General features: G+C 37.5%; 11 protein-coding genes. 7 read left to right on the top strand and 4 right to left on the bottom strand.

Annotation, left to right across the window (positions count from 1 at the left end; all coding sequences use genetic code 11):
- The first annotated feature begins 23 nt into the window (after positions 1-23).
- Positions 24-929 (top strand): archaetidylserine decarboxylase, encoded by a 906-nt coding sequence (gene asd, locus ACT5E3_RS05590; RefSeq protein ID WP_444997325.1) that lies wholly within the window; start codon positions 24-26, stop codon positions 927-929.
- Positions 930-1,036: 107 nt separating this feature from the next.
- On the opposite strand, the gene epmA is transcribed toward asd, so the two are convergent.
- Entirely contained in the window at positions 1,037-1,966 is a 930-nt protein-coding gene (epmA, locus tag ACT5E3_RS05585; RefSeq protein ID WP_444997324.1) for an EF-P lysine aminoacylase EpmA, read from the bottom strand.
- Between the two features lie 157 nt (positions 1,967-2,123).
- Positions 2,124-2,687 carry an elongation factor P gene (gene efp, locus ACT5E3_RS05580; protein WP_444997323.1) on the bottom strand — a complete coding sequence of 188 codons (564 nt, stop codon included), beginning with the start codon at positions 2,685-2,687 and terminating at the stop codon, positions 2,124-2,126.
- Between the two features lie 46 nt (positions 2,688-2,733).
- Between efp and epmB the strand changes: the two genes are divergently transcribed.
- From epmB to ACT5E3_RS05565, 3 genes are all read left to right on the top strand, one after another.
- Positions 2,734-3,756, top strand: coding sequence for an EF-P beta-lysylation protein EpmB (gene epmB, locus ACT5E3_RS05575; protein ID WP_444997322.1), 1,023 nt, complete (start codon positions 2,734-2,736; stop codon positions 3,754-3,756).
- A 335-nt stretch (positions 3,757-4,091) separates the two neighbouring features.
- The gene (locus ACT5E3_RS05570; protein WP_444997321.1) at positions 4,092-5,930 is read left to right on the top strand and encodes a hypothetical protein; all 1,839 of its coding nucleotides are present in this window, start codon (positions 4,092-4,094) and stop codon (positions 5,928-5,930) included.
- 141 nt (positions 5,931-6,071) lie between these two features.
- Entirely contained in the window at positions 6,072-8,144 is a 2,073-nt protein-coding gene (locus ACT5E3_RS05565; protein ID WP_444997320.1) for an EAL domain-containing protein, read from the top strand.
- Between the two features lie 74 nt (positions 8,145-8,218).
- Here the strand turns inward: ACT5E3_RS05565 and serB are convergent, their stop codons facing one another.
- Positions 8,219-9,172 carry a phosphoserine phosphatase SerB gene (gene serB / locus ACT5E3_RS05560; RefSeq protein WP_444997319.1) on the bottom strand — a complete coding sequence of 318 codons (954 nt, stop codon included), beginning with the start codon at positions 9,170-9,172 and terminating at the stop codon, positions 8,219-8,221.
- Positions 9,173-9,300: 128 nt separating this feature from the next.
- Between serB and ACT5E3_RS05555 the strand changes: the two genes are divergently transcribed.
- From ACT5E3_RS05555 to ACT5E3_RS05545, 3 genes are all read left to right on the top strand, one after another.
- Positions 9,301-10,761, top strand: coding sequence for a hypothetical protein (locus ACT5E3_RS05555; RefSeq protein ID WP_444997318.1), 1,461 nt, complete (start codon positions 9,301-9,303; stop codon positions 10,759-10,761).
- A 102-nt stretch (positions 10,762-10,863) separates the two neighbouring features.
- On the top strand, positions 10,864-11,874 hold the full coding sequence (locus ACT5E3_RS05550; protein ID WP_444997317.1) for a response regulator: 1,011 nt from the start codon (positions 10,864-10,866) through the stop codon (positions 11,872-11,874).
- A gap of 3 nt (positions 11,875-11,877) precedes the next feature.
- Positions 11,878-12,837: a sensor domain-containing diguanylate cyclase gene (locus ACT5E3_RS05545; protein ID WP_444997316.1), complete on the top strand. Its 960-nt coding sequence runs from the start codon at positions 11,878-11,880 to the stop codon at positions 12,835-12,837.
- A gap of 13 nt (positions 12,838-12,850) precedes the next feature.
- On the opposite strand, the gene ACT5E3_RS05540 is transcribed toward ACT5E3_RS05545, so the two are convergent.
- Complete coding sequence (locus ACT5E3_RS05540) at positions 12,851-13,705, bottom strand: HDOD domain-containing protein (RefSeq protein ID WP_444997315.1); 855 nt, start codon at positions 13,703-13,705, stop codon at positions 12,851-12,853.
- Positions 13,706-13,736 lie beyond the last annotated feature (31 nt).

Genomic DNA, 13,736 nt, shown 5'->3' with positions numbered 1-13,736 from the left:
CAACCAATAGCTTTCCCGGTAAAATGTCTCTTTTTCGAAGTATTACTAAACGATATATGTCATTCATAGAACAGCTAAAGATCATTTTTCAATATTTAATCCCACAACATGCTATTTCAATTTTAGCGGGCAAATTAGCAGAAATAAAAACACCATGGTTTAAAAATTGGTTTATTACCAAGTTTGCCAAAGCCTATAAAATAGACATGACTATCGCTCAAGAACCAGAACTGACTAACTATGCAACCTTTAATGACTTTTTTACTCGCGCAATCACCCCTGAAAGCCGCCCAATCGATAATGATATAAATAGTTTTTGCTCTCCGGTTGACGGTGCAATGAGCCAATTTGGCAAAATTGAGAAAGGTAGAATAATTCAAGCTAAAAATCATCATTTTAATGTACTAGAAATTCTCGGAGGCGATACTGAACGAGCCAAAGCCTTTGAAAATGGCGAATTCTGCACCATTTATCTTGCTCCCAAAGATTACCACCGCATTCATATGCCCTGTGATGGTGAATTAACGGCTATGAGCCATATTCCAGGAAAATTATTTTCAGTTAATCCACTCACTGCTAACAATGTTCCTCATTTATTTGCTCGCAATGAAAGAGTTGTAAGTTACTTTGATACTCAATTTGGAAAGCTTGCCTTAATCTCTGTTGGCGCAACGATTGTCGGCAGCATTGAAACCGTTTGGGCAGGTACAGTTACTCCACCAACTCGAAAAACTATCTCTCACACTGATTATTCAAACCAGACAATTCAATTAGCAAAAGGAGAAGAAATGGGCCGTTTTAAGTTAGGCTCAACAGTTATTTTGTTAATAGAAAATGCTAATTGGAGCTGGGCGGATGGTGTTGCTAACGAAGCTGACTTGTTGTTGGGACAAAGATTAGTCACAAAATCGCCGAACAGTAATAGCTAAAACCTATTTTTTAGTAAGAAAAGCAAAAAGGATAATTTGTTGTTAAATTATCCTTCCCTTCCCCCCAATATTTTGATTGTTGGCTTGCGACGACAAGGCAGTTAACACTAACTTGCAAAGCTCATCGGCAATACATCGCGAATATCTTTTTGTTTCAATTTCAACATCAGTAACCTATCAAAACCAACCGCCACCCCGGAACAATCTGGTAAACCTTTTTCTAAAGCGACAATTAAATCATGATCGATTTCAACAGCTGGATAACCTAAATCATGTCGTATTTGGTTATCCGCTTTAAAACGAGCTAACTGCTCTTCAGCATCACCCAACTCATAAAAACCATTGGCTAACTCTAAACCTCCACAATAGGCTTCAAACCGGCAGGCTACCTCTGCATATTCTCTGCTCTGTTTGCGAGCTAAAGAAGCCTGATTAGCAGGAAAATCATAAATAAAGGTTACATGATCATGGGAAAACTGCGGTTCAACCAAAGTTGAAAATAAAAGTGTTAAATAATTATCAAACAACATATTATCGGGTAATTCACCTAGCTGCTTCTTACTCAAATCAGCTAAATCATTAAGCGATATGTTAAAGGGATCAATATTCAAAAAGCGCAAAAAAGCTTCCCTGTAAGATAAATCTGTTCGCGGGTAGTGGCCACCAATTAAAGTAATGATCTGAAAAACTTCATCCATTAGCTGTGGTAAAGAATAATTCAGACGATACCATTCAAGCATAGTGAACTCATTACTATGACAAGGACTGCTTTCATCAGCACGAAAAACTTTGCTTAATTGAAATATATCGCCGCTACCTGCGCATAGTAGCTTTTTCATCGAATATTCAGGAGATGTCTGTAAAAAGCCTAATTTGTTTCCTTGCGGGTTTTGAGCCTGCATAGCAGACATGTAAGGGTCTGTAACAGTAAAAGGAGTCAGTAATGGCGTGTCAACTTCTAACGCTCCGCTATCTAAAAAGTGACGTCTAATGTTTTGAAAACATTGGCTCCTAATTTGAAGAATATGATTTATCACTCTTATTTTATTCGTTGATAGTTAAAACTTAAAAATATTATTTTTGTAAACCAATAATGCCGTTAAATAGTACAAATACTTCTTACTCTTGTTAATTAAACAAAAGCCCTCAGATTTATTCATATAGAATAAACCTGAGGGCTTTTAAAAACTATTTTTATGCGCGTGAAGCGTACTCACCCGTTCTGGTATCAACTTTGATTTTTTCACCTATTTGTACAAATAGTGGTACACGTACAACCGCACCAGACGCTAAGGTGGCAGGTTTTCCACCGCTTCCTGATGTATCTCCTTTTAGACCAGGATCAGTATCAACCACTTCTTGAATAACAAAATTAGGTGGTGTAATTGAAATAGGAGTGCCATTAAACAATGTAACCATACAAGAGTCTTGTTCTTTTAACCACTTAACATTATCACCAACCGCTTTTTCATCTGCAGCCACCTGTTCAAATGAACTGGGATCCATAAAATGCCAATATTCACCATCCGTGTATAAATACTCCATGCCGGTTTCCATTACATCAGCGACTTCAAAACTATCGCCGGATTTAAATGTTTTTTCAACGATCCGACCGGTTAACAAATAATGAACTTTGGTTTTCGCAAAAGCTTGCCCTTTACCGGGTCTAACAAAGTTATTTTCAACAATTGCAACAGGTTCACCATCGAGCATAAACTTTAGTCCAGGTCGAAAATCGTTAGTGGTATAACTAGCCATGAAAAATCTCTCTATGTTTTAAACAGTATTAAGGTAAAATGCCCCAATGAAAAATATGACGCCAATAATACCCGTTTCTGAAGCAAATTGTCAGGTTATATCATGGAAAAACCTATTAAAAACCGCGATATCTGATCCTTTCGAGCTACTGGAAACCTTAAACCTTAGTTCTAAGTCACTCGATTACCCAGTGACCGCTCAAACTCGCTTTAGTATGCGTGTACCAAAACCTTATATAGATAAGATGAAACCTGGTGACCCGAATGATCCTTTGCTACTGCAAGTATTAACCCAAGCAGCCGAAAATTTAGACATTCAAGGCTATACAGAAGATCCTTTAAAAGAAAATGCGAATCAAACGCCTGGTTTGTTGCATAAATATTATGGACGGGTATTGCTTATTCTATCATCAGCCTGCGCAGTTAATTGTCGCTATTGCTTTAGACGACATTTCCCGTACCAAGATCAAATGGCCAATGGTACTCAGTTAGCAAAATCGCTTGATTACATCAGCAACACCCAATCAATTAGCGAGGTTATATTAAGTGGCGGCGATCCACTTATGGTTAGTGATTCAGTGTTATTAGAGCTGGTAAAAAAGCTAGATAATATACCTCATGTTAAACGACTCAGGATCCACACTCGATTACCTGTCGTCATACCACAACGCATTACCCCTAAATTATGCCAAACACTTAATTTAAGCCGCTTAGATATCAGTATGGTTCTTCACATTAACCATGCTAATGAAATTGATCCACTTTTGTGTCAACAACTACAACTACTGAAAAATAAAGGTGTACAACTACTTAATCAGAGTGTTTTGCTAAAAGGAGTGAACGATAGTGCAGTCAGCTTAATTGAGTTAAGTGAGTCACTATTTAGTGCAGGAATATTACCTTACTACCTCCACCTGTTAGATAAAGTAGCTGGAGCCGCCCATTTTGATATTCCCAGATCAACAGCAACTCAAATAATCGAGCAAGTCAGAAAAAAGCTACCCGGTTACTTAGTGCCTCGTTTAGCGGTAGAAATTGCAGGGGAAGCCAGTAAAAAGATTATTGCCTGACAACAGACATTTAAGCAGTAGTCTCTCAACCTAACAATATTTATCAGTTCAAAACCAAGTATCCAAGCTAAGTCGATGACTTTCCAGCAGAATCAATACAATTATACTAAACTGGATCTTAAGGTAGATGGTAAGTCAACAATAACTTGTTACTTTTCTTCAATAACCTCAATAAAAGTTAGTTTGGTAGTAAATAAAACCATACATTTCTATAAAATATAGCTTTTATAGATAAATGTAAGTGCTTTTGCTAAGTAATTCATGTAAATTTCGGAATATGATGTGTATTTCAGTAATGATTTAACCTTTAAATTCAAGTTGTTAGGGATTTGATAATGAAGCAAGGCAGCTCTGGACTAACCCTTAGGGAACACCAGGCGTATCACAAACCAGCATTTGAACTGACTCCTAAGAAAGTAGCCAACTGGGTACAAAATTTACCTATGGCGAACGTCGGAGAAAGCTCAATGAGTAGCTATCGATTATTGGTAGATGTTAACCAGTCTCTGCTGGATGATGATAAACGCCTATCAATATTAACCAGTTTAGAACCTGTTGCCGATGAATTAATTCACTCCCTTGAAAAGCAATATATTAATAATCATATTGCATTAACGGATAAACAAAAAAAAGTTGCAGCCCTAGTACAAGCCATTCAGACAGAATTGGCTATAGGCTTTCACTCAATTATCGAGTCTATAATCGCTCAAGAGATCAAGCGTTCTAATAAAAAATTGCTACTTACAGCATTAGTGCATGCAATTCACTATCATGGCTTAGTCATACTTCGATGTTATCAATTATACGCATCAGTGCCACGTAGAATCTGGCGAGAACTCTATTGCCTTTATCAAATTGCAATCCAGAATGACTTGGAAAATCAAAAAGTTGCCATAGAATATAATAAGCAGAGCTCATCAGCATCTGAGTGTATTTTACAAATATTATTATTAACAGTAGCTAACCCATATCAATTGCATCAAAGAGAAGTAGAGCTTTTATGGGGGCTGCTACCTGAACTATCAGAGCACGTTTCATTAAAGTCTCATGCTTATAACAAGCAGCACTATGTTGTTGATTTAAACTCATCGTCACCACCAATTCACAAATCGCTTTATAAACCTCAAGGAGAAAAAAACAATCTCAAATTGACTGTTTTTACGGCGATAGATCAACTAAAACATATGCTGCATTCTGTTGATGATAAAGAACAACTAAGCGCTCGAAAAACCATGTTAATCAGACATTTAATACAGACATGGAGTCATGGTACACACAGAGCTTTTGCCCGAACACCATGCGACGATAGCATAAATATCAGTATTGGGTTAGGTGCAACTCACTACTTGCTAATGCAAAAATACAATATTGGAAAAGGGCCATCAATTGATGGAACAAATGATACATTGACGGCAATGGAAGGTAGTCTTAAAGATGCGACTTTACTCGATGTGGCTCAATCAAATGATAAAAATATCCAACAAAACTTTAATTACCTTAGCTCTTCGGGACCGCCAGACTCAGATGTATGGGAAAAATACTATCAGTCTGAAGCTGAAAAGGGAAAAACACAATTTCAGCCAACTAACCGCAGTAGAGATACAATAGTACGTGAAAATTATAAATTTCAAGAAGTTTCACTGCTCAATATGAGCCCAAGCGGCTATTGTATTCAAATTGCAGCCAGTGAATTACCTAAACACGCCCAAACAGGCGAAGTACTTGGCTTTTTAGAACTCGATCAACACAATAGAGAGCACTGGAGTGTTGGCGTTGTTCGCTGGGTTAGACGACAGTCAAAAGGAAGTCTGGTACAAATGGGTGTACAATTGTTAGCACCTGGCGTCACAGCGATTAATATTAAACGCCGTTCAACACGACAGGATGAGAACGATTTTCGTAGAGGCCTAATACTACCGGCTTTAACTGGCATTGGCCAACCCGCTACTATACTGACCAACCCGTTATACTTTTCGATTAGCAACAAAATAAAGGTCGTCGAGCAAGGTGTTGCTTATAATGCTCGTTTAACAAAAGAAGTGGCCGCAACCAGTAGTTATCGACAATTTGCTTTTGAAAAACAAGGAGATGCAACTAATTTAAACGCACCTCCTCAAACTAAAAACTCACCTGATGATACTGAGGATATCGATGGTATCTGGGATATATTTTAAGGCACTGCTGAAAACGACTTTAATTAATGCTAATGTGCCAGAATAGATATCATAAATAAATTATTTGACTTCATTCTCTTTTGTAGAGCGGTGATCTCGGATACAATGAACTTAGACATCAAGTCAAAATAAAAGATAAAAATGACTGCAAAAATAAAAACAATTCATTTGCTTTTACTAGAGCCTTCATCGAACCAGGCCGAGGTCATTATCAATTCATTACGTAACCGAGGCTTTGCCGTTCGGGCAACACAAGTCTTAACGTCCGAAGAATTGGCACAGGCTTTAGATAAAGGCGTTTCAGATTTACTGCTGGCAAATCTAGATCATTCTGCGTTGCCAGCTAAACAAGCAATCGAGCAGATTGCAACTTATGGTCGTGATATTCCATGCATAATTATGATGGAAGAGTACAGCGATAAAATACTAACAGAGGTAATGAATTATGGTGCGGTTGATGGCGTTACTAAAAACAATCAAACATTACTCTGTTTAAAAATTGAACGAGAACTCGCCAGCTTAGAAACTCGCCGTAAAAAAACTCAAGCCGAACTGGCGCTAAAAGCTACAGAAAAACGCTGCACATTATTATTAGATAATTCTCAAGATGCCATCGCTTATGTCCATGATGGTATGCATGTTTATGCCAATAACGCTTATTTAGAATTGTTTGACTATAGTGATCATGATGAACTTTTGTGTGTGCCTGCACTCGACATGATTGCCAAAGAAAGCCAAGATGAATTTCGTCAATATTTAAAAACAATGGCTGCAACCAGTGATCATCAAAGCTTCACGTTTAAAGGCACAAAATCTGATATGAGCCAATTTGAAGCATTAATGACGCTTTCAACAGCTAACTATGATGAAGAAGTTTGCACCCAACTTTTAATTCGGCCAGCAGCAGATAATGCCGAGCTTGAAGAAAAGCTGCGCGAACTGAGCGCTCAAGATACACTGACAGACTTATTTAACCGTAATTATTTTAATGAGCAACTTCAATTAGCCATTGAAGCCGCGAATGAACAAGGCGATACATTTAATATTTTGTATATCGAATATGATCAACATGCCAAAATACTCAGTGAATATGGTATTGCAGGTGTAGATCAAGTTACAGTCGACTGCGCAAAATGGTTAACAGAACATGTTTCAGAAGACTTTAAACTAGCCAGAGTGAGTGACCATGCTTTTAGCTTTTTAGTCCCCAATAAATCAAAGATAAAAGCCAGAGATATAGCAGCTAACTTATGTAAAGAAATTAGCGAACACTTATTTGATGTCGAAGGGCACACCATCAAAATTACTTTCAGTATTGGTATTTGCCCCGTTGGTGATGGTAGTGACGATGCCGCACAGCTGCTTTCTGATGCACATAGCGCCTCTAATAGAGTAGAAAAAGGTAATGGCTTTAAAGTCTTTAACAAAGCAATTAGAGAAGCCAGTAATGAGCAAGACGCCAAGCTACTAGATAAAGTTCAAGACGCCATTGAATCAGGCCGTATACAACTTCTCTTTCAACCAATAGTTAAACTTCATGGAGATGAAAAAGCACTCTATCAGGTTCAACTGAGACTGAAAGATGAGCAAGGAAATGACATGGACTCTAGCAAAGTATTTCCTGTTGCCAAAGCCGCTGGATTGGGTGAAAAACTTGATCGATGGATTATTAAACAATCACTAAAATCACTAATGGTGCAGAAAGTCGCCAAAAAAACACAGCTTTTTATTAATTTAAGTAGCGTTTCGCTGATAGATCAAACGCTCGTTTCTTTTATTGAAAAAGCCACTAAGGCAAGTGGCCTGGCTAAGTCATCGATTGTGTTTCAAATTGAAGAAATTGATGCAACAAATCACTTGAAGCGTGTAATAACCCTATCAGCCGATCTGAAACAAAAAGGCTACTCTCTGTGTTTATCGGGATATGGTGCCAACCCAGAACAAAAGGCACTAATCGATCAGCTCGATGTTGATTTTGTTAAAATATCTGAAGAAAAAGCGAAAGATATACACAAAAATAGTGAGATTGAAGAAGAAGTAATCAATCTACTCGATGATATACATAGCAAAGATAAGCATAGTATCATACCAATGGTAGAAGAAGCTGCTATGTTAGCAGCACTTTGGCCAATGAATGTGCGCTACATTCAAGGCTATTATTTGCAAAGACCTAGTGCAAAAATGGATTATGACTTTTCAGCGAGTGGCTTTTAACCAAAAGCCACTCAAACTAAAAACAAACAGTCAGGCAAAATTAACGACACCGTTTGAACAAACTGAATAATAATTTATTCCCACCCAAAAACATCAGCCAAATATCCCAAATGAGTGAAATTAATTCGCCCGTTGGCTTTCGCTTGTACTTTAGGTTTCGCTCTATAAGCGAGATTAAAGCCAGCCGCAGCCATCATTTCCAAATCATTGGCACCATCACCAACAGCTAGCACTTGTTCTGTATTTATCTTTAGTTGGTTACATAAGTCAATTAAAAACTCCGCCTTTGCTTTAGCATCAACAATTTCACCAACCAGTTCTCCAGTAATAACACCGTCTTCAATTTTGAGTTCGTTTGCTTTAACTTTGAACAATCCAAGTGAAGATTTTAAATGCTCAACAAAAGGTTTAAACCCGCCAGAAACAATGGCAACCTGACAATTATTTTTCTTTGCCTGCTCAACTAAAAATTCAACGCCCTTGGATATAGGTAAAGAGGCGGCAATTTCATCTATGACTTTAGCAGGCAACCCATTTAAACAACTCACTCTATTGACTAAACTTTCTGCAAAATCTAACTCTCCGCGCATGGCCGCTTCAGTTACCTGCGAAACCTGCTCACCAACATTATGTCGTTTAGCAAGCTCATCAATCACTTCTATTTCAACAAAAGTCGAGTCCATGTCAAAAACGATTAGTTGAGGCGGTAATATTTGTAGTTCTGGCCACAATAAATAATCAAAACAAGAACCAGCCACACATTGTTGGATAAAGCTTTGCAAGCTCTGGTAGTCTGCTCTTATATCCCAATAACAATGAGATTCTGTTTGTACCAACCGCACCCAAAGAGTTGTAGCAAAACTTTGGCACATTGCAGCAAACTCAGTGATTTGATTATCAGAAGACAAATGACTAAATAAGCTTAAACGACTCAAATTAGTCTCTGAACTATTCATAGGCTCCCATTGCCCCTGAACAACATGGTATTGCGAACCATATACGATGGCCAAATTTGTAATTGAATGCATTTACCTAAAATCCATTACCCAATAAACCCCGTATTTTATACGCTATAACCTCTTGGCAACACAAAAACTATGACCAACATGGCATTTTAGTTTTTACACAGCCTTTTCTTACTTGCTACAATCAACTAATGACGACTAAAAAACAACAAAAACCAATAAAACCGCCAGGATTAATGCGTGGCTTATTCAGCTTAATTGCAATAATCACGAGTTTTATCCTACTGTCCAGTTGGACAATCATCAATTATCAAGTTGAACAACTGGTTGCTCAACGTACCTCTGAATATGCTCATAGTATTGCACAAATAGCAGCCAATTCATCGGCTGATGCTTTGCTATCAGATGATAAAATCCAGTTAAAAATGCTTGTAGAAAATGTTGCGAAAGATCCTTATATTAGAAGCGCAACAATTTTTGCAGAAGATGGCCAAGTCATAGCCCGTTTTCCAGAAGACAATACACTTTCTGAAACTAGCGATCACTCAGCTAAAAATATCGATAGTTCTGATCCCCTCCCTACAAATTCAAAAGAAAAAAGTAGTGAAGCAGAAATAAAGCAGGCATCAACCGAAAACGACCAACCAAAAAAGACTCAAATATCTAAGCAAGCACTTGAAGCGGCGACCCAATCTTATATTCAATCGCAAAGTGATATTCCTTTTATTGAAAAAATAACTTATCAAGATGTCACTGCTGGCTGGTTTAAAATCACGCTCAATCGGCAACTTTTAGAAAGTAGTTTCAGAAAATCACTTCAACGCTCACAAGTAATTATTTTGACAATCGCCGCAGTACTGCTGCTGATACTTTTAGTTATTACTTTTCGCTACAATCGACGAGTTAAAAACCTTATTTCACTTTGCCACCGTCTCATACAAATTAACGCCCCCCAACTTCCTAAAGATAATAAACAATGGCTTGAATCATTGGAAGAGTTGTCTAAAACACAGTTTCAATCTTTGAGTGAAAATATCCACCTTCCCTCAGATACTCCACAGTGGACAGCAAGTAGAAGAGCTAACGACAGTATATTTTGCTTTTGTCAATTTGCGATGATTGAGCAGGATAATGAAAAAACGGCTCATTCATTAACCCTAGCAGAGCAATATTTAAAAGCAGCAGTTCAAACCCATGGTGTCCAGTCACAAGGTGAAATATTATCTGGTTGCTTAATTCCATTTTTAGATTCTAATGACGAAAATGAAGCTTTAGAAGAAGCCATAAATCTGGTGTATTTAATTAAAGAATTATTAGCAAGTATTACTTTAGAGATAAAAGTCAGAGCATTTATAGGAAAAGGAACTATCTTAGTCCTAGAGAACGAACGTGCGGTTATTACTGGTGTTTCTTTATCTAATCGTTTACATCAAAAGATTAATCAGTTAACACTGCAAACCAATTTTGGTGAAGTCATTTGTATCGGTTTTGAGCAAAATAATTTAACTCCTTTTGGGCAGTTTATCGAAAAGCAAACTAAAGATGAATCAGACCCAACCATATTCCATTTACTTGAATCAGTAGACGAATCGATAAAACAACAGACGGGTCGACAAATAAACTACATCATTACTAATTATTGCGATACCTGACTGGTAATTTCTCAAATTGTTGCTATGTTTTAAGATAGGCCAGTGCAATGTCAAACGGGTTCAAATTTGAACTATTTAGCGGGAAAAAACTAAAAAAACTCAATGACCACTTCTATCTTAATATGTGACGATTCAAGAATGGCAAGAAACCAGCTAGCACGCTGTCTACCGGCTGACTGGGATGTAGAAATACACTTTGCAGAAGATGGTCGCCATTGCCTGGAAGTCGTTCAAGAAGTCTCTCCTGAGTTAATATTTTTAGACCTTAATATGCCAGAAATGGATGGCTATGAAACACTTGAAGAGTTTAGAGAGCAGGAAATTGATTGTGATGTTATCGTGGTTTCTGGTGATATACAGCCAGATGCTCAAACAAGAGTGATTGGCCTAGGCGCAATAGATTTTATAAAAAAGCCGATTAGCCCAGAGAAAATGCTAGAAACTTTAGACTCTCACTGCATTTTTACATCTCATGCCAATGAAACACCCCCAGCTAAAAGCAACTTTACACCAGCCGATCTTGATGATTATGGAACCTTTATCGATGCTTGCCAAGAAATAGCCAATATCGCAATGGGTCGAGCGGGTGACTCACTAGCACGCTTCTTAGATGTATTTGTTGAACTACCAGTCCCAAAAGTGAACCAAATAGAGCTGAATGAACTCATCATGGCATTACAGTTTGCCGAAAATGAATCAACAGTCTCATCCGTTTGCCAAGGCTTTATTGGTCCAGGGCTGTCTGGCGAAGCTTTATTAATATTCAACGATTCAAGCTTTAAAAATATTGCTAAGATAATGAAGTATCAAGGAGAAATAAACGAAAATGTTGAGCTTGAATTACTAATGGATATTGCGAATATTTTAGTTGGCGCATGTTTGCAAGGCATATCTGATCAACTCGATGTTAATCTCAGCCAAGGTCACCCAGTTGTACTAGGCCAACATATTAAAATTCCTGATTTAATTGCTAAAAATAAGCAATGGAAAAAAACACTCAGTATAGAAATTACTTACAGCATAGAAAATAAAGGCGTTAATTGCGATCTGTTAATATTGCTGACCGAAGACTGTATTGACACACTTAAACAAAGAATAAGTTATATCATTTAGCCTATGGAAACAAACATCGAACAACTCAGAGAATTCCATTGGATGATCGATATGCTACAAAATATCGATGCTGGCCTGATCGTTTTAAACCCTGAAAATGAAATTCAAGTGTGGAACTCATTTATGGAAAATCATAGTGGTTTTCTTGCCCATAAAACTAAAGGAAAAAACCTTTTTGAACTCTTTCCAGATATTCCTGTCGATTGGTTTCAACATAAAGTTGAGTCAGTTTTCCAATTACACACCCGAGCATTTAGTATTTGGGAACAACGCCCCTATATATTCAAATTTAAAAATTATCGACCGATTACAGGAACTGCCGAGTATATGTATCAGAACATATCAATATTTCCAATAACGGCAACCACGGGAGAAGTCACAAACATATGCATTATCGTTTACGATGTAACCGATATTGCGACAGGTAGTCTAGCGCTTGAGAAAGCGAATCAAAAACTAGAGTTTCTCAGTCGAACCGATAAACTTACAGGATTAAATAATAGAGGTTACTGGCAAGAGCGCCAAGAAGAAGAGTTTGCAAAATTCAAAAGATACTCAGAACCAACATCACTAGTTATTTTTGATATTGACCATTTCAAAAAAGTTAATGATACCTATGGCCACCAGACAGGTGATGAAGTCATTCGTGAATGTGCGCAAACATTACTAAGTTGCGCAAGAGATATTGATGTCTGCGGCCGATATGGTGGCGAAGAGTTTGTGGTTCTACTTAATAATACTGATGCTAAAGGCGCGTTTACTTTTGCTGAAAGATTACGTACCAGCATAGCAAAACTCAGTGTTAACTATGAACAATATACAGTCCAGTTTACCATTAGTTTAGGTATTTGCGAACTAACCAAAGCAATCAGCTCTGCAAAACAGTGGCTAGAACTAGCAGACCAAGGACTCTACAAATCAAAAGAAGGCGGCAGAAATAAAACAACAATATTTAATCAATAGCTGTTCAGCTGACTTAATAATTACCTCCCAGTGTATATCTGACAGCATCTTCAAGATCTTCAAAGTCATATTCGGATAAACCAGAAAATTCTAAAACTTTATCCCCTAATCGACTCCATTCAAAATCCACATCAGACTGAGCAAGCTTTTCAGGTAAATTGACCATATGCTCAGCCATTTTTAATACACATAGTAATGTCTTTAATGTAGGACTCTCAATTGAATGATCATCTAATACTCGCGCAACTGAGTGATGGTGTTTAACAGCTAAACAAATAACTTTTGGCAAATTCCAAACCCTTGATATCCTATAACCTGCCGCGGCATGATGAACCCCAAAATTGGCAAATTCTTCACTCGTAATACGACCATCTTCACGACTATAAGAAAACTCCATCACTTTTTGATAATTACTATACCGAGCAGCCATTACAGGAATACCACAGTTATGAAAAAGCCCCAACATATAGGCTTCATCAGCCATAGCTAAATTTAACTGGCGGCAAATAGTTGATGCCACACAAGCAACAGACACAGAACTCTGCCAAAATAAGTTCATATCCATACGAGAATTAATATCCGACATTGATTTACGAAGCAGTAAAGTTTTTAAAATACTAATGACTCGTTCAACCCCCAACATCACAACCGCTTGGGGAATAGAACCAATCTTATTCGCTAATCCAAAAACGGGGGAATTAACAATTTTTATAACTGCGGCACTTACGCCAGGATCAACAGAAATGACCTCGCCAATCTTATCTAAATCGGCACCACACATTTCTATTTGTTCAAACAATCCTGGCTGAGGAGGAATGTATATTCCACTAAGGAAATCTCTATCACTGTGACTTTTTGAAGAACTCAATTGAACTATCCTACAACAATATTCATAAGGG

It is taken from the genome of Aliikangiella litoralis (assembly GCF_052495765.1).
Note: the sequence above shows the minus strand (reverse complement) of the source record. Positions and strands in the feature narration are given on the sequence as shown.

Excerpts from the sequence above, each read along its gene's own strand:
- asd (WP_444997325.1), top strand. The coding sequence starts at position 24 with ATGTCTCTTTTTCGAAGTATTACTAAACGATATATGTCATTCATAGAA.
- efp (WP_444997323.1), bottom strand. The coding sequence starts at position 2,687 with ATGGCTAGTTATACCACTAACGATTTTCGACCTGGACTAAAGTTTATG.
- epmB (WP_444997322.1), top strand. The coding sequence starts at position 2,734 with ATGAAAAATATGACGCCAATAATACCCGTTTCTGAAGCAAATTGTCAG.
- ACT5E3_RS05570 (WP_444997321.1), top strand. The coding sequence starts at position 4,092 with ATGAAGCAAGGCAGCTCTGGACTAACCCTTAGGGAACACCAGGCGTAT.
- ACT5E3_RS05565 (WP_444997320.1), top strand. The coding sequence starts at position 6,072 with ATGACTGCAAAAATAAAAACAATTCATTTGCTTTTACTAGAGCCTTCA.
- serB (WP_444997319.1), bottom strand. The coding sequence starts at position 9,172 with ATGCATTCAATTACAAATTTGGCCATCGTATATGGTTCGCAATACCAT.
- ACT5E3_RS05555 (WP_444997318.1), top strand. The coding sequence starts at position 9,301 with ATGACGACTAAAAAACAACAAAAACCAATAAAACCGCCAGGATTAATG.
- ACT5E3_RS05550 (WP_444997317.1), top strand. The coding sequence starts at position 10,864 with ATGACCACTTCTATCTTAATATGTGACGATTCAAGAATGGCAAGAAAC.
- ACT5E3_RS05545 (WP_444997316.1), top strand. The coding sequence starts at position 11,878 with ATGGAAACAAACATCGAACAACTCAGAGAATTCCATTGGATGATCGAT.